This window comes from Neolewinella persica DSM 23188 (assembly GCF_000373105.1).
Taxonomy (GTDB): domain Bacteria; phylum Bacteroidota; class Bacteroidia; order Chitinophagales; family Saprospiraceae; genus Neolewinella; species Neolewinella persica.
In genome coordinates, this window is record NZ_KB890416.1 from 54,150 (window position 1) to 76,207 (window position 22,058).

Consider the following 22,058-nt stretch of genomic DNA (forward strand, 5'->3'; position numbering starts at 1 on the left):
CTGTCCAGTAGAAGACTTAGCGGTAGTAGTGAGTATTGTGTTGATTTGATTTGTCGTGGTGTTTGGGATTACATAAACCATTTATAGTCCTCCGCTTCGGTTTGGCTGATCACCTTTCCGTCCCGCGTCAAACGCAGGACGAAATTGGCACCCTGCGGACCTTTGAGCCCGACGTCCCATACCTGCTCTCCATCGGGAAACGTGATTTTGCTGGCCTCCCCGATTTGATAATCAGCATATTCCCTGAAAATAAATGAATTTACCCCCTCTGGCAGGGTAGCTTGCCAAGTTTCTTGTTGGGTTTGGATCAACGCTCCGCGAGTGTCCAGCAAGTCACGATAACGAAACCCCGTAATACGGTAGCGGACGCTGTACCTGCCGTCCGGTAGGATGGTCCATTGTTGGTTGGTATTCTTTTCGTGAAGCTTGTTGAAACCGTTTAATACTTCCGTTGGGACGGTCCCTTCACCGGGTAATTTTACCTTTGTTGTCGTACAAGCGAACAGCATTGACGTGAAGGCAATTAATGCTATTGATCTTTTCATGCTGTAAATCAAGTTCCCCATTTTAGAGAGATTTTGGAGATGCCTCCGGAACGGTGAAGAAATATCCTGCCACCATCAGGGACAGCCCTGCCGTCGCTATAAATAGCACCTCCGGCCCCCAGAATAACCAGACGAGACCGGCTGCTGAGCTTGCCCCCAGTGCCGCCAGACTCTCCCCCGCGCTCACCGTCCCCGTCGCTGTTCCCATCTCCGCCTGCGACACCAGACGGCTGATCCAGGCTTTGGCCACGCCTTCGGTCGCCGCAGCGTAGAGTCCGTACGCGGCGAATAACACGGCAAAGTGCCAGGGAGCTGCCGCAAAGGGCAACCCCAGGTACACGCCGGCAAAAACCAGCATGCCCGCCAGATAAATTCGTTTTGGTCCAAACCGGTCCGCCAGCCCGCCGAAGGGGTAGGCCGCCAGCGCATAAATCAGGTTATAGAATACGTACCAGCCGATCAGCGCTACATCACTAAGTCCCACTTGCTTGAGTAGTAGCAGTAGAAATAGATCCGAGCTGTTGATTAAAGCGAAGGCGATGATGCCGAAAGTCAGCCGTCGGTAAGCTTTGTTGGCCCGGCGGAAATGCTGTAGGAAGTCGAGTAGGCCAGGTCGGTCTTTCACTAACGTCGTCCGGGTTTTTTCTTTGAGCAAAAGCGTTGCTCCGACCGCGATCAAACCTGGTACTACTGCCAAAACAAATAGCCAGCGGTACTGACCGGGGTAGGCCCACAGGAAGCCCAGGGCCAGTAACGGTCCCAAGGCTGCGCCCGTGGTGTCCAGTGCCCGGTGAAAACCGAAGACCCGCGCCTTCGTTTCCGGGCGCGCCTCGGCGGAGAGCAGCGCATCCCGTCCCCCGGTGCGGATGCCTTTACCTAGCCGCTCGGCCGTCCGCGCAAACAAAACCCAGGCGGGTGCCGTCCACACCGCCATCAGCGGTTTGGCCAGCGCGCTGATGCCGTAACCGATTTGTACGAAGGGTAATCGCCGTCCGATCCGGTCTGACCACTGCCCGAAGTAACCTTTGCTTAGCCCCGCCGTCGCCGCCGCGATCCCCTCAAGGATGCCGATGCCGGCAACGGAGAAACCGATGCTCTCCAGGTACAGCGGCATGACCGGATAGAGCATCTCGCTGGCCACGTCGGTAAACAGACTGACCAGGCCAAGCAGGACGACCGTCCGGGTTATTATTTTTTCGCGCATGGTATCAGGTAGTAAACTTAACCCGGTTCGTTCCTAACGACCGGGTGATAAAATATGAGGGGATTGAAAAACCTAATTTGCCGTTTCCACTGGTTTCCGCAACGCTTCTCTCGTCTTGCGCGAGCTGGAACTGATGCCCGGGTTTACTATTGTCCGGTACTGCTCCTCCAAAAGCTTTCCTTTGCACCTGCGGCCGCGCCCAAAAAAGGTAATATGGAAGAGGGTTACCTGCTTAAGAGCATTCGGTAGATTATTGGTCACACTTCGCGGCTTCTATCTGCACTTTTACCCTAAAACCGATAGTCCAGCTGTACCCCGGTCGCCCCCGCGTTGATCCGCATCCCCTTCGGTAGTATCGGCTTCTTATGCAGCTTCGGCACCAGGTAGCCCACCGTTGCGCCCAACGCATACCCCACGATCACGTCGGTAGGGTAGTGCCGCCCGGCACGTATCCTCAGGTAGCCCGTAACGGCCGGCACGGTGGCTGCCAGGCCCCAGACGTAGGGCTTCAACTTGCTGTCCGGATGGTAATCTGAAAACACCCGCGCGAAGAAGAAAGAACCTGCGGCAGACAGCGACGTATGCCCCGATACAAATGCTGCCTGATCTCCGGATTTGAGTTCTGTCCCCGGCACCCAATCCGGTCCGTAAACGTATGGCCGCGGCCGGGCAAAGCCCGCCTTCGTAATGTTGGTCAGGCCTCCGGCAACCATCATCGTCTCGGCGTAGAGCAGCGTTATTTTACCAAAGTCGCCACGGGTGTCTTTATCCAGGATCAATAGTCCCGGTAGCGCCACGCCGGCGTACAACCCATAATCACTCAGTTTACGCGAGTTGCCTAACTCATAATTAGATCCCAGCCGGTCGAAGGCATTGATCTGGTCGTACGCGGTGATCTCCAGCTCGCGCCGCAGCGGCGCGTCCAGCTGAGCTTGCAAGTAAGTGCCAACGCCCAACGACAAGGCTCCCGCACCACCGTAAAGCAACTCCCGCTTCAGCGAAAGATAATAAGGGCCGTTTCCGTCAGCCGCTTGGCCAAAAGCAGAAATGGTGGAACAGCAGAAAAGCAGGAGCAGGCTCCAGCGAAGCATTGTTTTATACATGATTACCTTAGTTGTTGGATTGTACGGACAAATTTCGGGGAGGAACTTGGAGAGAATTTGGAGAATCCTATTTTAGCAATGGATGCGGCTTATCTGGTTCCAGTTCCCGCCTCCCGTACGCCGTAAAGTAGCGGTGTTCCGTTAGGAATTTATTGTTGGCCGCTTCCCATTCTTCATCAGTCATCTCAATCCCCAGTTCCAGTTTCCACTCTACCCGCAATAACTCCTGGTAGTCGCTGTACATGTCGAAAGCCAGGTGCCGGAGATCGGCGTCACAGAGTATTTCCTCGACTTTGTTACGGGGATGCTGTGGCATTGTGGTGGCCTCGATGCAAGCGAGTACCCGCGCCAGTCTGTCTTCCGGATAGTCCTGTTTCCTTAGCCATTCCTCCGCAATACGCATGCTCGCCGCCTCATGGCCTTTATAGCACTCGACGTGCCCGCTGTCGTGGAAAATTGCCGCCAGCTTCACGATCTGCATTTCTTCCCTACTCAGACCTTCGGCTTTGCCAATTACCTTTACGCCCCGCAGTACGGTAAGCGTATGGTGGAGGTTATGAAAAATCCGGTTGTGCGGCAATTCCCGAATCAATCGTCGGGTAATATACCGTGACGCCCGTTGCGCCAGACTTTTTTGTTTTTTTACTTGTTTGGCCATTACGCTAGAGTGTGTTTTTTCTCCTCCCTTGAAAAGGCGGAGGTTTTTTCTTTTCTTCTCAATATTTTTCAACCAAACGCCACCGTCATTCGGTGCCGCCCCGCCTCGGAGGTGTACCGTAGGTTGTAGTTGTATTTGTCGCAGATCTCCCGCACGATCGCCAGGCCGAGGCCCAAAGATTCAGCTGATTTGCTCTCCTTCCGAAACCGCTCAAACAACAGTTCAGGAGCCTGCCGCAGTGGTGGGCCCGTATTCTCGATGACGAGAAAATCATCCGCTAACCGGATGCTCAAATCCCCCCCGTCAACGTTGTGCCGGATGGCGTTACCGATCAGGTTATTCAGTAAAATATCCGCCAGCATCAGCGGCATCCGTACCGATCGTGGTGCCAACTCTCTATGCAGGGAGATGCCCCGCGCTTCCAGGCCCGGAACTAATTGTTCCAGCTTCCGCTCGATCAGGGGATTGAGGTCGATCCATTCTGCTTCCGGCACCTGCCCCCGCTCAATCTTCGTCAGCAACAGTAGAGATTGATTCAGCTTACCGAGCCTGCTTACCGCCTCGCTTACTTGTTGAATGATGTTGTAATCCTGCTCACTTCGTTCTCCTTCCCGCAGCAGCAGGTCTATCTGGTTCCTGATGATGGCCAGCGGGGTCTGCAACTCATGACTCGCGTTCTCCGTAAAGCGGCGTAGGGTATTGTATTCCTTGATCAGTTGCCCCGTCATTCCTTCCACGCTTCGATTTAAGTCCTCAAATTCTGTGGTGTCACTGTGTGAGAACGAAGGTGCTTTATCCTTTTGTATGGAGAAATCCTTGATTTGCGCCAGTGTTTGGTAAAATGGCCGCCAAAGTTCCCTCGACAGATAACGGTTCAGCAAATTGATGGCTAGTAGAAAAAGTAATAGCCCGCCAAGCACAACCAATAATAAAGTCCGGATGAGGTCTTCATTCTCGACGGTACTCAGACTAATGGAAACCTGATAGGGTTTACCGTCGACCAGTTCTTCGTAAGTGTATTTTCTAAACGGCTCTGGTTCTAACGCTCCGTTATCTTCCACAACCATGATCGTTGTGTCCCTAAAGAACTCTCGATCGGATACCTGAAGAATTGGACGAACCTCCACGATCTCATCCATAATGTACATGGTAGGTTCCAGCTCCTTCAGTTGCAGCAGTTCCCGGGCCAGGGCGGGGCGGGTATGCTCCAGGCTGTCGTCCGTACTGTGGTCCAGCGTGTACCGCAATGCGAAAAACAAGGCCAATCCGATAATTGCGAAGATCAGCAGCGAAAAGAACAAATAATACCGACTTGTTCGGTTTAGCAGTTTCATGTTTTAGCCCATTTGTATCCCACTCCGTAGACACTCCGAATGTAGTCTCCAGCCCCGGCCTCCAATAGCTTTTTGCGCAGGTTCTTCACGTGGCTGTAAATAAAATCTATTTTATCCAGAAGGTCTGCATCGTCACCACTAAGGTGTTCGGCTACGCTTTCCTTTGTGATCACCCGGTTGGGATTGGCTAAAAAATATTCCAGTAAACTGTATTCCGATCGGGTCAGCTTGATCGGCTGGCTATTCACCGTCACCGCCTGCTCCGTTGGGTTCACCGTTATCTCACCGAACTCGATTACCCGCTCGCCGGCAAAGGACTTGCGGCGGTAAATGGCACGAATTCGCGCGTTCAGTTCCGCCAGGTGGAAGGGTTTCGGCAGGTAATCGTCCGCCCCCAGGTCCAGGCCCGTGATCCGGTCGTCAATGCTGTCCTTAGCAGAGACGATGATGATGCCGGCGCGCTGGTGGTCCGCCTTAAGTTGTCGTATAATGTCCAACCCACTGCCATCTGGCAGGCCAATGTCCACCAGGATACAGTCGTATTCGTACACGCTGGATTTATCCAGCGCGTCGTTTAAGGTCCCGACGCTTTCTACCAGGTGGCCGTCAGCAGCCAGGTAACCGGAAATGGAGGCAGCCAGACTGGGTTCGTCTTCGATTAAGAGGATCTTCAAAAGATGGATTTACGTGTAAAATAGGGAAGAGATTTTGGAGAAATTCTGTAGAACTACTGAAGTCGAATCCTCCTGGAAATGCATTTTGTCAGCATCAGGGATGCCTTTCAATGGAGATACCTATTTCTCAATCACAAACTTAACCCCCACAGCTCCCTGAATGGCCGAGAATCCGTTATCTCTGTTGTACGAACTGAAATTCAGGTCCACGCTCTTTAGCCCAAATCGCCAAATATGAGCGGAAGCGAGAATGTCGGTATAAGTGACGCCAAGGCTATATTGATTAGCGACAAACTCAGAGAGGTCGTAGTCAGACGTATAGAACGTACTGGTGGACAGGTGCTCGTCGTAGGGCGCGAAGTGATCCGCCGCCGTCTGGGTGTAGTACCGGAAGGCCGGTCGCAGCGTGAATTGTTGGGTAATCTTCACCGGCACTTCCACGTTGGCGGTCACCGAATTAATGCCCCAATCGTCGGTATAGTACCGTAGGAAGGAGCGGACGACGATGCGCTCATTGATGTACGCATGCAGGCGGCCACCCAGGGCGATCTTCGTTCGGCTATTCGGCAACCGTTCGATGTCATCGGCCAGGGCGAAATCTTCGATGAAGCTGTTCTCAATGTCGGCAAAATAAACACGCTGAAAGGGCGTGGAAAGCAGCCCGCTTTGTTGTACCACGTCGAGGGAAAGGTTACCCTGCAAGTTGCGACTCAGTATCTGGCTAAAGTTTACCCCCAGGTTGTAACTCTGGCGGCCCGTCTTGTCCAACCGTGCGAAATTGGGGTTGTAGTTAGCATTTCCGGTAATGGTATGACTTTGAAAGAGACGGTTGGTCAGTCCACTTCCATCGTCGAAAGGACGAAGCTCGGAAGGGTAAATGGCGTTCCAGCCATCAATAAAAACGTTGGCTTTCAGGCTCAGTTCCGTATTTTTCTGGTTCATGATTCGTGTGTAGCTACCGCCGACCCCTACCGAAGTGTAGTCATATTCAGTTGAGCCGGAGAGGTTGGCGGACCAAACGATATTGCGATCGTCGGAACTGTGACTGTAACTGGCCGTGACGTTCGTCCAATTATCACCTTTGGAAGCACCGGAAGATGCCTGGAAGGGGTCGGCCCGGCCACCACCGTCGAAGGGGTTCACGTTGCTGGAGGATGCCGAAGAGTAAGCGGAGATGCCGACGTTGACGGTGAGCACGTCATCGTCGTTGAGTGGAACAGCGTAGATGACGGTTGGGTGAATATCGGTCAGTTGCTCCGTACCGGTCCCTCCAGAAACGGCGGCATTATTTCCGTCCTGGCTGTAGTAACTGGTAAGAATCTGCAGCTCGGCGGTTTCCAGCACGCGCTTTTTATACGACGTGTCCTTCACGGTACTTTGGGCGAGGGCGCAGGTGCAGGGGAGGAGTAGGAGGAGCAGGGGGAGGAGGTATAGCTTCATGGATGATCGTTGGTGGAGTGAGTATGCTGGAACTATCGTTCCTGCATCGGTGTACCCCGGATTACGCGACGGGCTGCGCCACGCCGCTGCATCCGGGGTTAAAACGGTTTGATCCCTCCGGGATCGGTCAGTACAGCTGCAACTTGCAACCTGCAACCTGCAACCTAGTTACAGCCACAGCCGCCACCTGTTTTGCCGCCGTTAGCGCCGGAGGCGGCTTCGCGGTAGCTCTGGAAAGTGGTCTGGTAGCCGTCTATACTGGTGGGGGAAAGGGCCATGTCAGGATCGTTGAGGTTGACCATTTCATAACCCTTTACGGTTACGCAGGAGGACAGGCCAGCTGCGGCGATAAGGCAAAAAAGCAAGCGCTTAATCATGTTGGTAGGTGGTTTGAAGGTCTATGCTGCCTGAAGTATGCAGGTGGTTGTCTTCGTCGACGATGATGCAGTCGACGTTAGGAATTTGATTAATGAAGTCGAGGCCAGTGTCAACGCCCATCACGAAGACGGAAGTAGCCAGGGCATCAGCAAGCTCAGTACTTGGGGCGAGGACGGTGACGCTTATAATGCCAGTACTTGGGTAACCTGTTCTGGGGTCGATGATGTGGGCGTAGCGGGTGCCGTTGAAACGGACGAACTTCTCGTAATTTCCGGAGGTGACAATAGCACGGCCGTTCACCGGCAACCAGGCGAACGCCTTCTCCTTATTTAGCGGATTAGTAATGGCCACCTTCCAGTCCTCGCCGGAGGGTTGCCGCCCCCAGGCGGTCAGATCGCCGGATGCGTTGATGATGCCAGCTTTGCATCCGGCCTTTTCCAAAAGCTGACGTGCCCGATCTGCGGCGTATCCCTTGCCAATGGCCCCGAATCCAATCTTCATGCCGGCTTCGGGAAGAAACACGGTGCGCTTAGCTTCGTCGAGGACGATTTTATCAAACCCCACCCGGGCGACAGAAGCGGCGATGTTATCGGCTTCAGGCATCGCCTTCATGGAACCATCGAATCGCCAGAGGCGGTCCATGCTTGCGTAGGAAATGTCGAAGGCACCGTCGGTAAGCCGGCTCAGGCCTAGGGCCCGCTGGATGAGGCCAAAAAGCTCGGCGTCGACTTTTACGGGGTGGTCCCCCGCGGCGGCGTTGATGGCCGAGGTTTGAGAATTAGGATCCCAGCTAGAAATCAATCGCTCAATGCGTTGAATCTCAGCTATGGCCATTGCATTATACCCTTCCTCTGCACCTGCGCCCGCGCCCACGGTCGTAATGTCGAACCGGGAACCCATCAGGAGCAGCGTCTCGTGGCTGGTTACCTGAGCGCAAATCAATAACGGCATAAAGAGCAGCGAAAAAAGGAGGTGCCTGATCATTCGGTGAAGTTTTTAAGCATGTCGGCGTACTCCACGGGGCTGATTTTCTTATAACCGGTCTGGCCAAGCAGATCACCTTCGGGACTAAGCACCACGACCAGCGGGAAGGAACCCCGGGTATTGTAGAGTTCGGCTAGTGAGGCGTTGCGTTCACTTGTTTCTTTAGATAGTTTATTGGCCTTGCGCCGGGGGAAATCAGCCTTGTAAAAGACGAAATTCTCTCCTGCGGCAGTTGCAAATTCTTCTTGTTCCCAAACGTCCCGTTCCAGTTTAATGCAGGGCGCGCACCAGTCGGAGCCGGAGAAGACAAGTACAATGTTTTGTCCTTTTTCGGCGGCAACTTTCTGTGCGGTCTCAAAGTCAGGTTGCCAGAGTTGAGCAGAAAGGGGAAGGGTAAACAACGCGATGAGGAGCGCTAAGAAAGCAGTTTTCATAATAGTTGGTTTGATGAGAAGGGCTTAGTAAGAGGGGGGTGTCAATTGGTTGGTCGGGAGGTGGCCAGATAACATGATATTGGAAGTTTTAAGGAGCAAGCATTCTCCATTCTTTGCCTAAGCCAGTACGGAAAGCGTTCGGAAAAGGTTGCCTTTATAGAAAAGCTTTGTTTGGAGGGATCTGCTCATTTTAAGTTGAGGAACGAACACGATGATTATGGTCCGTTTGCCGGTAGTAACCATTGTGTGTATAACGAGATGCACCGATTGGAACATCCCGGCCCGGACGCCCGCGGGTCCCTTATCCCTTTCACTGCTCCGCAGTTTCAGGGCTAAGGGACGCCACGGGGTCCTGAGAGTGTTAAGGACCCCGTAGCGTCAACAAGGACCTAAAACGAAGCGGAAGGGCCTGGTTGACCTGCGGGCGTCCGGTCTTTCGGTTAACACGAAACGTCCGTTTCTGAAAAATTGTGCATTTCGTTATGCACACGTAACCATTTCCGGTGGAGAGAATTTTGGGCAACCGGCGTACTTTCGGGAAGTGATCAAAAGAGGAATATTAATATTGGCAAATTTGGAAGCGAATTCTGGAGACACATTGGAGGCACAGAATTCCTCCAATTTCTACCACGAATTTTGTAACCGATTCCGCTAAGTCCGCTCTCTACCACACTAGGAGGAGCACATTCCCGGCCTTCCAGCTGTTTGCTAATAATATGATGAAAGCTTCTTTTTTTGTCCTGATACTTCTCGCGCTGCCGCTGTTTCTCCCGGCGCAGCTCCGCCTCCTCGTGGCTGGCAACACCGCCGATGCTGACCCCGCTATTTATGCTTCTCTTCAGCAAAGCATCAACGGCCCCGGCGACCCAGCCACCGTGCTTTTCGCCGGCGATTACTTTCCGGAATGCACCGAAGCCATGGTTAACTACGACAAGAAGAAAGGAAATGGCCCCGAGGTCTTTCCAACGTTAACTCCGGTCCTCCAACTCATTCGCGATAATCCGTCAACGGAGTTTTACCTTATCCCCGGCGATCGGGACTGGGATAAATCCGGGAAAAACGGACTGAGTTGCGTTACCGCCCTGGAAGATTACCTGGAAGACCAAAATCTGGACAATCTGCACTGGCCATTGGACAAAGGTTGCCCTGGCCCGGAGTTCGTGGAATTAGCGCCCACCGTATTGCTCATGATGATTAATACCCAGTGGTGGAACCATCCCAATGACAAACCCGTCCCTGCGGATGGCAATTGCGACTTCGCCGACCCATCTATCGCCCTCGATGAGATTATTAGTGCCATTGAGGAAAACCAGGACCAAAACGTCATCATTGCCGGCCATTATCCGCCCAAGTCTCAGGGGCGCTACGGCGGCAAATTTCCGGCCCGCGACCACTTTCTCCCACCCATCATTGGCAGTTTCCGTGTCTCTTATCGCCAGAACGTCGGTACTCCGGAAGAACTCACCAATGCCCGCTTCGCCCTGTTGGCGGATAAATTAAAGGATTACAACAGTCAGTTTGAAGGACTACTCTTCGTCGGTGCGCAGGACCACAGTCAACAGCTACTCAAATTCGGTCGTAATTATATCCTCAATGCCGGAGCCGCCGGCCCGGGCCGCTGGGTTGCCAAACACAAGCCCGCCATCCACACCAGCCGCAACGCTGGCTTCACCGAACTGTGCTACGCGGCCGACGGCAGCGTAACCTACAAATATATTAAAGCTGCAGACCAACTGGTCGAGCGCTCACAATTGTTGTTCAACGCTCCTTGCGGAATCATTTACGATACCTTCCCCTTAAACCCGGCCTTCCCGCCCTGCGGTATCGATTCCCTGACCATGCTGAACTACGCCGCCCCCGCCACCCCGAGCCTTCTCTTAGCCCCCGGCGCCCAGTACAAGCGTTCCGCCTTCGGGGAATTCTTCCTCGGTAAGCACTATCGCGACATCTGGACTACTGAAGTGGACGTACCGGTCATCAAACTCTCCGATTTCCCGGGTGGCCTCCAGCCAGTACGCGAAGGCGGTGGGCGCCAAACGACGTCCCTTAAACTTCGAGCGGCCAATGGCGAAAGCTACGTCTTCCGCTCGGTGGATAAAGACCCCTCTGGCACCTTCAGCTACGAACTGCGCAATACCATCCTCGGTGACGCTGTCCGCGATCAAACCTCCAGCGGACATCCTTACGGCGGACTGATCGTTGCCCCGCTATTGGAAGAAATAGGCATCCTGCACGCCACCCCGACGCTCTACTCCCTGGCCCCCGGGCCCGGTCTCGGCGACTTCAACCCCAAATTCGGTAACCTGCTCGGCACCCTGGAGATCAAACCCCAGGGGGACAAACCTAAGAAGGGGGAGCCCGGCACTTTCGGCGCCGACGACGTACTCAAAAGCTTCGAACTTTTCCGTGTCCGCTACGACGATCAGGAGGTGTTGATTGACTACGACGAGTTCGTTCGCGCGCGCTTGTTTGACCTCCTCGTCGGCGACTGGTCAAAGCACGAAGACAACTGGAAGTGGGCGGAGTTTGACGAGGACGGTCTGAAGCGCATCCGGCCAATTCCCCGCGACCGCGACAACGTCTTCTCCCGCATGGACGGCCTGTTCCCCTTCCTGGCTTCCCGACGCTGGGGTATTGCCAACCTCGAAAACTTTGGCTACAATAAACCCGATATCCGCAGCCTGACCTTTCAGGCCCGCCACATGGATCGGATGCTCCTTAGCGGCGTCTCCCGCGAGGAATACCGCGAACAGGCGAAGGCCATTCAGTCCGCTCTTACCGACGAGGTACTCAGCAATGCCCTTCAACAAATTCCTGCACCCGCGTCCCCGCCAAAACAAAATGAAAAATACCTGCGCGAACAGGAAATTGTGCTTGAAAAACTTAAAAAACGTCGTAACGAGCTGTTAGACTATGCCGACGAGTATTACGAACTTCAGGCTCGTACCGTCGACATTGTTGGTACCAATGACGAGGAAGCTTTCCTCCTCGAAGCACTTGAGGACGGTCGCCTCAGAGTCACCATTACCGACTTGAAAGGAAAGAGTAAAGGCCTGGTGATCTACGAGCGCACATTCCTCCCCGCGGAAACAAATGAAGTAAGACTCTACGGTCTTGGGGACGACGATAAGTTCACCACCGTCGGCCGGGTTGGGGACGACATCCACGTCCGCCTTATTGGTGGCCAGGGAGAAGACACCTTTGCTCCAGCAACAGCTGGCGATAATCCGGATAAAGTCTACGTCTACGACGACCAAAAGGGAGAAAAGCCAACTGACGCTGCTCCCGGTCTGAAGTACGTAAAAAACTGGCGTGACGAGCTTTATTACTACGACCGTACCGGCTTCAAATACAATACACTCGTTCCGATAGCAAGCGTTGGGTACAATTCCTACAACGGCTTTCAGGCTGGCCTGGGGCTGACGTACACCCGCCGTAATTTTACCCGTCGCGACTTCAGCACCCGCTACAGAGTCTTTGCCGAAGGCAGTTCTCTGGGTAATGCCGCCCTGGAAGCCAGTGTCGAATTCGGAGAGGTGGTTCGTAACGCCGAAGTCGTCCTTGCCACCCGCCTCGGCAGGCCAGACCTTTACAACTTCTTTTACGGCCTGGGCAACAACTCCATGCAGGATCCGGAGGTGGATCGCAACGTGTTTAACCTCGTCAGTCTCCAACATTTTTCCGTGCAGGGTGGCTTACGCCGCCGCTTCGCCGGCCGTAGCTACGTTGACGTCAGCACCGGCTACCAGAACAACAAAACGACCGACCGGGAAGGGACCATCCTGGACCGCCCTGACCGGCTTTACGGCGATGGGGACCTGGTATTCGGCTACGTCAAATCCGAGGTGGTTCTCGACCTGCGTGACCACCCGGCCTTCCCCTCCAAAGGCGTGATGTTGGAAGCCAGTCATAAGCAAGCCTACGGTAGGGGCGAAGCCGCCAACTTCGGCGTCAGTAAGGTCGCCGCCGAGATTCACTTCAGCACCCGCCGCTTTCCGATCTCCCTGAGTTTCCGTACGGGGTACGCCACAAGCAGCGGAACTGCGCCGTTCTACGAACTCCCCTCGCTCGGTCGCCAGAACGGTCTGCGTGGTTTCCAGCGTAACCGCTTTGTGGGTGATGGGTACTTCTTCTACAACACTGAGTTCCGTTCTCCCGTAGCGCTCATCCGCAGCCGTATTGCTCCCTTCGCCATCGGTATCCGCGCGTTCTACGACCGGGGGAAGATTCTAGAGGGGGGGGAAGAGCAGAGCGATTTTCACACAGCTTATGGTGGAGGCTTTTACGTCATTCCGCTTTCACGGTCGTTTACGGTTAGCGTACTGGCTGGGTTCTCGGAAGAGGAGAGTGGGTTGATTCAGGTGGGATTGGGGACTAACTTTTAAGAAGGATCCGTCTTCCTCAGAAAAACACTTTGAAGGAGCGCGAAGGACCAACGTTTTGCTGGTGCGGTATTGGTACTCCTAAATTGAGTGAAATCAAAATACTCTTAACAACGGTTTTGTTCCGAAGCCGATGGTTCAGTGCGGCGACTTGATTGTTTTCCGGAAGAAACGCTATCAATGTCCTGGAGCTGAAGAATTTCAACGAGCAGCTGACATGGTTTTTGAGGTTAAATAACAACCTGGGTGCATTCAGTAGGTTGTAGTAATATACCCAAACCGTGAAGGTTTGGGATACGGTTGACTTGAGAGCAGCAGGGTTTGCAGGCGCTCAGCGTCACGGGATTTCCCAAACTACTTCGTGATAAGTATAGCAGCGGTCAGGCGGGACTTCGTTCCGAACCTTGTTCCATAATTCTTACCTTGCATCCTGCGTCCGCGCCCCAAAACAGCGCACCAAATTCCCTCCCCCATAACCTCCACGATGAAAAGAGACTTCCTGAAACTGCTGGCTGAACTGGATGAAGACGAGCTCCGCGAGGAACTCAAAGCACTCTACGAACGCTTCCCGGTTCTGCGGGAATATTATAAGATGGAACTGAGCGGGAACACCCGGAAGCTGCTGGAAAAATATAAGACGACCCTGCGCAAAACGTTCTTTACCGGCCGGCGCCGGATGGGCAGGAGGGCACGCAGCAATTCAGCTAAAGTAATCAAGGATTTCAAGGAAATCTCTATCCATACTAAAGACCTCATCGAGCTGCAATTCTACCGTGTTGCCGTGATGGTCGAGGCCATGGAATACTATAATGTCGATAATGAGCAATTCTGTAATTCAGTACAGAAGAGTTTTATACAGTCAGCAAAACTGGCGCAAAAGGAATTGATGCTCGATACTTTTAAATTGACGGCGCAAGCCATTGTGGATGCATGGGATGGCCCTGATTATTACAGCGATGCCAGCTTGCAGGAAGTTTATGATGAGTATTGGTCGTAGCGGGCCCAGCTTATTGCTCCCATCCCCCAATAACGGCCATGGCTATTTTATCAAAACGAATATTGTCCGAATTATCGAGTATTACTATCACTTCTTTTTGGGCGGGGTAGCGTTTGATGATGGTACGCGCGCCCAGCCAGGCACCATTATGCCAGTGATTGCCCGATGGTTTGAGCACCCAGCCGAATCCATAGTCCGACTTGGCACCGTCGTTTAAGGTTGGTGAGACAAAGGCCTGCAGGAGCAGGCTGTCAGCTACGAGTTCGTTGTTGCCATTCCAGAATTCATCCCAGATTAGAAAGTCCTCAATGCTGGAAAATACACCGCCGTCGCCAGCTACGCCATCCAGGAAGCCAGGTATCAAGGGGTCCGTAAGGCCGGGAAGTTGCATGAAGCCAGCGGTCTTTTCCGGAAAATTTTTCGTGTCTGAGAAGTGATTGAGAACACGGGTCTGGGGCATCTTCAGTGGATCGAAAAGCTGACTTTGCATGAAGGCTTCAAAGGATTGACCGCTGGTGGCTTCCACAATGGCAGCTAGTAGTACGTAGCCAGTATTGGAGTAGGCGTAAGCATCTCCGGGAAGACCCTCCACCGTCGGGGCGTATTTAGTCATTAATTCCACGACTTCATTAATGCTCAGAGTGTCGCCAATCTCTTCACGATGGGCTTCGGCCAGTTGCATATACTGATCGGGAACGCCACTGGTCTGGTTCAGTAAGTGCCGGACGGTTACTTTGGCGTAAGGAAAACCAGTTAGGTAATCATTAACGGGGTTGTCGATCTCCAGTAGGCCGAGTTGTTGGGCACGGAGTACGCCAGCGGCGGTGAATTGCTTGGAAACGGAAGCCAGTCGGAAAGAAGATTTAGTGTCGAGCTTCGTTGCACGTGTATGATCGGTAAACCCGTAGGTCTTCATCAGTAGCGGTGCCCCTTCCCGGGCGATTAGCACAGCTCCGTTAAATTTGCCGTCAGCCTGTAAGCCCGCCAGGTAGCGGTCTATTTTTTCAGTCCGCACAGTTTTATCAGTGCTTGGAGGGATTTCCAGTTCTGGCACGGAAGCATGGAAAACGAAGAACCAGAAGAAAAAAGCGACAATTAATAAAATGATGGCTAATAGGACGTAAAAGAGGATTTTCATGGATTCTCAATATCTCATGGACAAAAGGAACTCTTCGGTGTTTTTCGACGAAAAACTTTTGACGGACGATAAAAGCTATAAGGTGGCGCGGCCGCAGGTGCAAGGGGAGGTTTTGAGACAAAGATGGGCAAGACCCAACTACTGTAGACCTCCCAGTCCGTATCTGGCAAGGGAGTAAAGCGATTTTGACCGATGTTACTACGGTAAGCTGCCGCCGTCACTCACTCCGGGAGCCTGACGGCCCCATTCGACTACAAGGCCTCAACCCATTCTCTAATTAAGCTGAACGGGTTCCCCATACCCCAGTTCCTTCATCCGGTCCAGCTGCGTAGCGGCATCACCAACCACCAACCAGATCATCCGATCAGGTTGGAGGTACTGATCTGCCAGTTGCTTGATCTTTTGTTGGCTCATGCCGCGTACAATGGCTTCACGTTCCTTTACGAAATCGGCCTTCCAGCCATACTCGCTCATGTTCTCGAGGAGGTTGAGCTTGGCTCCGGCGGTTTCGAAGGCCCGGGCGTTGGATTTAGTCAGGAAACTACGGGTGGTTTCCAGGTCCTGCTCCGAGAAGGTTTCGGGATAGGCCTCCAGGATGTCCTTGATCGCCTGGGTAGACTCCAGGGTGACGTTGCTGCGCACCCCGCTACTGATGGCGAACCGCCCGTCTTCCTTGGAGCCGGTAAAGCCCGAACGAATACCGTAAGTGTACCCTTTTCCTTCCCGCAGTTCCTGCGTGAGACGGGAGGCGAAGCCGCCACCACCCAGGATGTAATTCATTACGGTAGCCGGGTAATAATCGGCATCAGTGACGGCCAGACTGGGGCTGCCGATGAGGAGGACGGATTGCTTGGCTCCGGGAACATCGTAGAAATACACTTTGGCTTCTTCGGGCTGCTCCGGTAACGGCCAATCGGGCAACCTGACAGCTTTGGCCGGCCAGGCTGAAGACATTGCTTCTAGTGGGGCCAAAATTTGTTGCTCACTCAGGGCGCCGACCACGTGCATTCGGCCAACAGAGGGCGAAATATTGCTGTTGTAGTAAGCTTGTAAATCAGCCATGGTAATGGCAGCAACTGACGCCTCCGTACCTTCCATTTCGTAGGCACGGATGTTGTTATTGCCATACACCAGACCGTTAAAGACGGAACGTGCAATGGCATTGGGCTCCGCCTTTCTCCCCTCGATCTCGCTGAGGGTTTCCCGACGGATCAATTCCAGCTCTTCTGCATCCCAACGAGGTTCAAGGAGGATCTCGCGGAGCAGTGCCATGGTAGCGTCGTAGTTGCGAGCCAGGGTGTTGCCAGAGATCGTAATGCTCTCCCGGCCGGCAAAGACGTTAATGTTAGCACCAAGTTTTTGGATAGCGGCCTCCAATTCCGCAGTAGTTTTATTCTTGGTGCCCTTGGTCATCATTTCGGCCAGGAGGTTGGTAACACCCGGCTTTTCGAGACTTTCCAACAGCTGTCCACCATCAATGACCAGGTTGAAATTGATGAGTGGTACTTCTGTGTTCTCGATGCCGTAAACCTTCAGGCCGTTCTCCAGCGTGGTTTGCCAAACGGTGGGCGGTGTAGGTTCCAGTTCTCCGTTGTAGCCGGGTTCCTCCGAACGGTCAAAAGAAGAGGGGGTCGGTTCATACTCGGCCGCGATGGAAGCATCGAATGATTCCTCTGCACCGATCTCGATTTTTTCTTCTACGACTTCCGCTTTGGTGGACCCCGTCAGGGCAAGGGAGGCTTCTCCCTTCGGTACGAAACTAGTGGCTACGTATGGTTTGCCTTTGATGTATTTGTCATATACCCGTTTCACATCGGCGGTAGTGACCCCTAGTATGTTTTCAATATCTTTCTCCACGAAACCCGGGTCACCTGCGAAGATGTTGTACTGCGCCAGATTAAAACCCTTACCCAGCGCGCTGGACAGGCCGTTGTAAAAACTGGTCTCCTGTCCGGCACTGATGCGCTGAAGGTCGACCTCAGAAATGCCCGTTGCTTCGAACTGGGCGAAAGCGGTTAGTACGCCTGCAAGTACAGAATCAAGTGAAGTGCCGGGGAAGGCACGAATTTCGAGTTGGGCTTCGCCAGCCAGCTCGGAGTTGCCGGAGTAAAAGCCGGTTTGAGGAGCCAATTGTTTGTCTTCGACCAGCACTTGGTTGAGTGGCGCTTCTTTTCCTTCGCTGAGGTATTCGGTCAGCACGTCGAGCGCGTAAGTATCGGGGTGGTAACGTTCCACCGTCGGCCAAACCATAGTGAGCTGGGGAAGGCGGGCAAAGTTGTCCTCGTGGTACAATTTGATGGTGCCGGCCAGCTTGCCCGGCCGTTTTTCCATATTGCGGACTTCCTGACCGGTTGGAATCTCGTCGAAGTACTTTTTGATCCAGGCTTTTGCTTGTACCGGGTCAAAATCACCAGAAACCACCAGGGTAACGTTGTTAGGTACGTACCAGCGGCGGAAAAACTCCTGCACATCGGCAACTGTGGCGGCGTCGAGGTCTTCGAGCGAACCGATGACCTGCCAGTTGTAGGGATGGTCCTTCGGGTACAGCGCCTTGTCGATCACGTAGGAATTATGGCCGTACGGACGATTGTCGACGCCTTGCCGCTTTTCGTTCTTAACGACTTGTTTCTCTTTAGCTAAAACGGGCTCGGTTACCGTGTTGATGAACCAGCCAAGTTTATCCGCTTCGGCCCAGATCATCTTTTCTAAAGCATCCTTAGGAACGGTTTGGAAGTAGTTGGTCCGGTCTCGGTTGGTAGAACCGTTGGCACCAGATCCACCGATGCGGGCACTCATGGCATCGAGACCACCCTTACCCAGGTTCTCTGATTCAAGAAAGAGGAGGTGCTCGAAGAGGTGGGCGAAACCAGTGCGACCTTCTTTTTCCCGGGCGGAGCCGACGTGCGCGGTCAGCGCAACGGCAACAACGGGGTCAGACTTGTCGACGTGAAAAACTACGTCAAGGCCGTTGTCTAACTCGAACTTCTCGAAGGGAATAGAAAATTTACCGGTGGTGTCGCTGGTATTGCTGTCGGCGTTGCAGGCAAAGAGCGCGAGGAAGGTCAGGAGGCTGATTGATCTAAGGAACATTTTTTTTGGTTGGGGCTGAATATTGGAAGGTAAAGATAAAAGGACGGGAGGGTAACCTTATGGGTTGCCTTAATGCAATATGGTCCCTCGTCGACGGAGGCGGACGCGTAGCGGCCTGACTCGTCCGCCGGGAGATCAGGACAAGATATTACTTTTAGACTTAGCTCGACGGACGAGTCAGTTCGTTTCTTGCGCCTCAGCTGCTGAGGAACCTCAAAAGAGGGATGACTTCACTCCACCCCCACCCAATCCACAAACCCAACATCCCCCGGCCGGTGGTGGCCCATGTCATCTGCTGCGACGCCACCTTCTCCCTTCCAAACCAGGTACAGGTCACCCGGCGGTAGGTCTCTGACCGTCGCAGGGAGACGGAGTTTTTCTTTGGTGTAGGTATTCCATCCTTCCGTTTGGCGCAAGTTTTGGCTGGCCAGCAACTGACCGTCCCGGCTACCGTACCGAAGTTCCAACACACTTGGCACGTTGGCGTGCAGGCTCACGTTGAAAGAGCGGAGCCCCCACAGATGAATGTTGGCCAGGCGCAAAGCGCCTCCCGGACGGAAGTTGACCACTTTGAAAGCATTGTTTTGCCCGCCCTGCGGCACGGCCGCGCGGTACAGCCCATCGTTGGCTACTTCGGCCTGCAGAACGGTGGGGCGCAGAACCACCGCCCGTTGCCCTACCAGTGGCGGCGCTTCGCGCCCGCCCTGATCACGGTAACTGGCTGCGAGGACATAACTCCCGCTGCCTTCTCCCGGAGTAACACTTCCGGAGAGCGGAAGCCGACCGCCGTCGTTAAGGCTGAGGATGTAACCAACCATCGTTTCGGCGTCAGCCTGGCTCAATGCAGGGTGCCCGCTCATCAACGATTCTCCCCAGGCGCCGTTACCGCCTTTGATCACCTTCGCCGCTAAATTGCTGATGGTGGCAGGTTTATCATCATACCGCCCGGCTACGGCGAGGTAGGCTGGCCCAACGTTCTCTGCCCGTTCCTTGTGGCAGGTATAGCAATCGCTCCCGGCAATGAGGCCTTCGCCCGAGGCCCAACGCAGATCGCCCGAGGGCAGTTGTTTTTCGCCCCGGCGAACACCGTCCACCAGTTCTGAATCATCCAGCCATGCAGCATTGACGACCACCTGGTCGATGTTTAGCAGACCTGAACTTCGGTCCTCCTCGTCTTCCACCGAAGCGGTGTAACGGAGGTGCTTACGGCCAGGCAGGAGAAAAGATTGGTTGCCTTCCAGTACCAATTCGAGTTCCGGCCGGGCGTTGCCTGCCGTCAGCGTGGTGACCGCTTCTGCCGTGCTGCCTTCAGCATCGGTAACCTCCAGTTTGGCAATGTGCGGGCCCGCCCTGGTGATCGTAGGTCGGAAATCTTCCGTTTGGGCCATCAGTTCTCCTTCAATGTACCAACGATAACTGAGGCTGTCGTCCGGGTCCGGATCAGTGCTGCCTTCGGAAGATAGGGTGGGGGAGAAAGGCAGGCCACCAGCCACCTCGTCGACGGCGAGCCTGGCTACCGGCGGGCGATTTCGGGCAGAATAACTTATGCGGACCAGCCGCGCATCCGGATTGTTGAGAAAGTAATCGTTGCCGTATTCCAGTAGGTAGACCGACCCATCGGGCCCGATTTTAAAGTCGATGGGCTTACTGATCGGGACTTCGGGAAGGAAGTCTTCGATCTGAACGATCTCTTCGCGGGCACTGTCCAGTGTGACGACTTTGATCCAGCTGCGGGCCCATTCGTAAATGAACCATTTGCCGTGGTAATACTCCGGCAATGCGCTGTTGGTGATCGGCACCAGGTTGTCCTTATCGTAAAAGGGGCCGGACATGGCCGTGCGGGAGCCCTGGCCCAGTACCGGGAATTCTTTGCTGGGCCCGTAGGGGTACCAGATGAACGCCGGCCTGGCCGGGGGTAGCTCCCTGGCGCCGGTGTTATAAGGAGATTCGTTGACCGGTTTTTTGGGGTTAAAAGGGGCACCAACTTCATCGGTGGCAAAATCCCGGTCGTTGAAGGCGTAGTTGTCGCCCACGAAGTAGGGCCAGCCGAAGTTGCCGGCGGAGCGTGCCTGGTTCCATTCATCAAAACTCTCCGGGCCGTAACGGCCAGCCTGGCCGACATCGGGGCCGACGTCTCCCCAGTACAAAAAATTAGTCCACGGGTCAATGGTAATGCGGAAGGGGTTCCGGCAGCCCATGGCGTAAATCTCAGGCCGTCCGCCCGCGCCATCGGCAAAGAGGTTGCCTTCCGGGATGGTGTAACCGCCCTCGGGCGTTGGTTTGATGCGTAGAATCTTGCCCCGCAAGTCGTTGGTGTTCCCACTTGATTTTTGGGCGTCGAACGGACCACGTCCGGGGCGTTCGTCAATGGGGCTGTACCCGTCGCTCTCCTTGCTGCTGGTGTTGTCGCCGGTGCTTAGATACAGCAATCCGTTGCGATCAAATTCGACGCTTCCACCGCTGTGGCAACACTTGTCCCGCTGCACGGTAACCCGCAGCACTACGACTTCGCTGGCGGTATCGAGTACACCTTTTGTAAATTCGAAACGGCTAAGCAGTTGGTCGGTCGAATCGCAGGGTGAGGGGCTGTAGTACAGGTAGATCCAATCGTTGTTTTTCCCGTATCCTGGATCGAGGGCCAGGCCGTGGAGCCCGTCTTCATAGTTACCTTCGATGCACACGTCGAAATCACGAACGAGCTTAGTGGTACCCTTTTCCCATAGCTTCATTTTTCCCCTACGCTCCAGAAATAGTACACCGCCGTTTGGCAGGACCTCCATTTCCATGGGTTCGTAGATGTTGTCGTCCAGCACTTCAAGTTGGAACCGGTCGGCTTTAGGGGCAGGTGGTGGCAGGGCGGCATAATCAGGCGCGGGCGCAGGTGCATTGGCTGATTTTGAAGCAAAGAACGTTTCCGGCGCCAGCCCCGTTCCGGTGATGGCTAATACTTTTCCGGCACCGTGGTCACTTACCTGATCAGTGATCCTCCGAACCCCGTCGTACCACGTCCAGGCGTAGGGGACGGCGGGCCTGCTATCAACAATTAAGAGCCGGCCTCCGGCCAGTACAAAGCGTTCGACGGACCGGCGGCGATGGGCCGTCAGGCTGTCTGCTTCCACCCGAAGGAGAACCAGGTTGCGGTAATTGAAAAGACTGTCCTCATCCAGATTATGATAAGGTGCGGTAAGGCTCCGTTGAGAGAGCGCGCTTTTTAGCTGGTCCAGTACCGTCCGGTCGGGGTTGCCAACCATGAGTACCGGCCCATCGGCCGGTAATTCGATCAGGTCGCCTGCCGGAAGCTGGTCTGAGGAACAAGAAATGATGCCGAGAACGCAAATCAGGAGGAGTAGCGCAGGAAAAAGAAGCGGTTGCTTCGTGATCATGGTGGGGTGCTTTGTGAAGGCCTAAGGTAGTCTTTACGGTTAAGGACTTGGGGTCCGGGTACATACGTAGAAGACGTGCAATCTTTAAATTCCCCTTAACCTTTACCGGGCCAACACCCGAATAGTGTTGTTAGCATGCTTTAACGGTAGTAATGACCCCGGGAAAGGTGAAAATTCGTAGGAAAACGGTCTAAATGATTACCTTTAGGATGCTTTAGCTACTACACCACAGGTGACCCTTTCGATAGAGATTCGTCAAGTCAAAGAGAGGAATCGTGACGATTTCGGTTTTTGGTTTGCGAATAACGATGCTT

General features: G+C 54.1%; 15 protein-coding genes. 2 read left to right on the forward strand and 13 right to left on the reverse strand.

All coding sequences use genetic code 11. The features are described 5' to 3' along the window. Nucleotides 1–68: 68 nt before the first annotated feature. The 10 genes from B036_RS0103895 to B036_RS0103945 all read right to left on the reverse strand — a co-directional run bounded on the left by B036_RS0103895 (nucleotide 69) and on the right by B036_RS0103945 (nucleotide 8,754). Nucleotides 69–545 (reverse strand): hypothetical protein, encoded by a 477-nt coding sequence (locus B036_RS0103895; protein WP_157472028.1) that lies wholly within the window; start codon nucleotides 543–545, stop codon nucleotides 69–71. A 22-nt stretch (nucleotides 546–567) separates the two neighbouring features. Beyond that, nucleotides 568–1,749, reverse strand: coding sequence for an MFS transporter (locus tag B036_RS0103900; protein ID WP_020567378.1), 1,182 nt, complete (start codon nucleotides 1,747–1,749; stop codon nucleotides 568–570). A gap of 290 nt (nucleotides 1,750–2,039) precedes the next feature. Beyond that, entirely contained in the window at nucleotides 2,040–2,852 is an 813-nt protein-coding gene (locus tag B036_RS31610; protein ID WP_020567380.1) for a phosphatase PAP2 family protein, read from the reverse strand. Between the two features lie 67 nt (nucleotides 2,853–2,919). Beyond that, nucleotides 2,920–3,510, reverse strand: a complete 591-nt coding sequence (locus B036_RS27970; protein ID WP_020567381.1) for an HD domain-containing protein — start codon at nucleotides 3,508–3,510, stop codon at nucleotides 2,920–2,922. Between the two features lie 68 nt (nucleotides 3,511–3,578). After that, nucleotides 3,579–4,844 (reverse strand): sensor histidine kinase, encoded by a 1,266-nt coding sequence (locus B036_RS0103920; RefSeq protein ID WP_020567382.1) that lies wholly within the window; start codon nucleotides 4,842–4,844, stop codon nucleotides 3,579–3,581. Further along, nucleotides 4,841–5,518, reverse strand: coding sequence for a response regulator transcription factor (locus B036_RS0103925; protein WP_020567383.1), 678 nt, complete (start codon nucleotides 5,516–5,518; stop codon nucleotides 4,841–4,843). The genes B036_RS0103920 and B036_RS0103925 overlap by 4 nt, the downstream gene beginning before the upstream one ends. Before the next feature lie 120 nt (nucleotides 5,519–5,638). Beyond that, nucleotides 5,639–6,958 (reverse strand): DUF3570 domain-containing protein, encoded by a 1,320-nt coding sequence (locus tag B036_RS0103930; protein WP_020567384.1) that lies wholly within the window; start codon nucleotides 6,956–6,958, stop codon nucleotides 5,639–5,641. Between the two features lie 164 nt (nucleotides 6,959–7,122). After that, the gene (locus tag B036_RS0103935) at nucleotides 7,123–7,335 is read right to left on the reverse strand and encodes a DUF4266 domain-containing protein (RefSeq protein ID WP_020567385.1); all 213 of its coding nucleotides are present in this window, start codon (nucleotides 7,333–7,335) and stop codon (nucleotides 7,123–7,125) included. Continuing rightward, the gene (locus tag B036_RS0103940; protein ID WP_020567386.1) at nucleotides 7,328–8,320 is read right to left on the reverse strand and encodes an FAD:protein FMN transferase; all 993 of its coding nucleotides are present in this window, start codon (nucleotides 8,318–8,320) and stop codon (nucleotides 7,328–7,330) included. The genes B036_RS0103935 and B036_RS0103940 overlap by 8 nt, the downstream gene beginning before the upstream one ends. Next, the gene (locus tag B036_RS0103945; RefSeq protein WP_020567387.1) at nucleotides 8,317–8,754 is read right to left on the reverse strand and encodes a thioredoxin family protein; all 438 of its coding nucleotides are present in this window, start codon (nucleotides 8,752–8,754) and stop codon (nucleotides 8,317–8,319) included. Before B036_RS0103945 ends, B036_RS0103940 begins: the two co-directional genes overlap by 4 nt. A gap of 716 nt (nucleotides 8,755–9,470) precedes the next feature. On the opposite strand from B036_RS0103945, the gene B036_RS0103950 reads away from it, so the two are divergent. Both B036_RS0103950 and B036_RS0103955 read left to right on the forward strand, forming a co-directional pair. Continuing rightward, nucleotides 9,471–13,139 (forward strand): BamA/TamA family outer membrane protein, encoded by a 3,669-nt coding sequence (locus B036_RS0103950; RefSeq protein WP_020567388.1) that lies wholly within the window; start codon nucleotides 9,471–9,473, stop codon nucleotides 13,137–13,139. Nucleotides 13,140–13,620: 481 nt separating this feature from the next. Next, entirely contained in the window at nucleotides 13,621–14,133 is a 513-nt protein-coding gene (locus B036_RS0103955) for a DUF6155 family protein (protein ID WP_020567389.1), read from the forward strand. 10 nt (nucleotides 14,134–14,143) lie between these two features. On the opposite strand, the gene B036_RS0103960 is transcribed toward B036_RS0103955, so the two are convergent. The 3 genes from B036_RS0103960 to B036_RS27975 form a co-directional block, all read right to left on the reverse strand. Further along, on the reverse strand, nucleotides 14,144–15,271 hold the full coding sequence (locus B036_RS0103960; protein WP_020567390.1) for a serine hydrolase domain-containing protein: 1,128 nt from the start codon (nucleotides 15,269–15,271) through the stop codon (nucleotides 14,144–14,146). Nucleotides 15,272–15,544: 273 nt separating this feature from the next. Next, complete coding sequence (locus B036_RS0103970) at nucleotides 15,545–18,361, reverse strand: M16 family metallopeptidase (RefSeq protein WP_020567391.1); 2,817 nt, start codon at nucleotides 18,359–18,361, stop codon at nucleotides 15,545–15,547. A gap of 230 nt (nucleotides 18,362–18,591) precedes the next feature. After that, nucleotides 18,592–21,744: a PQQ-dependent sugar dehydrogenase gene (locus B036_RS27975; protein ID WP_020567392.1), complete on the reverse strand. Its 3,153-nt coding sequence runs from the start codon at nucleotides 21,742–21,744 to the stop codon at nucleotides 18,592–18,594. Nucleotides 21,745–22,058 lie beyond the last annotated feature (314 nt).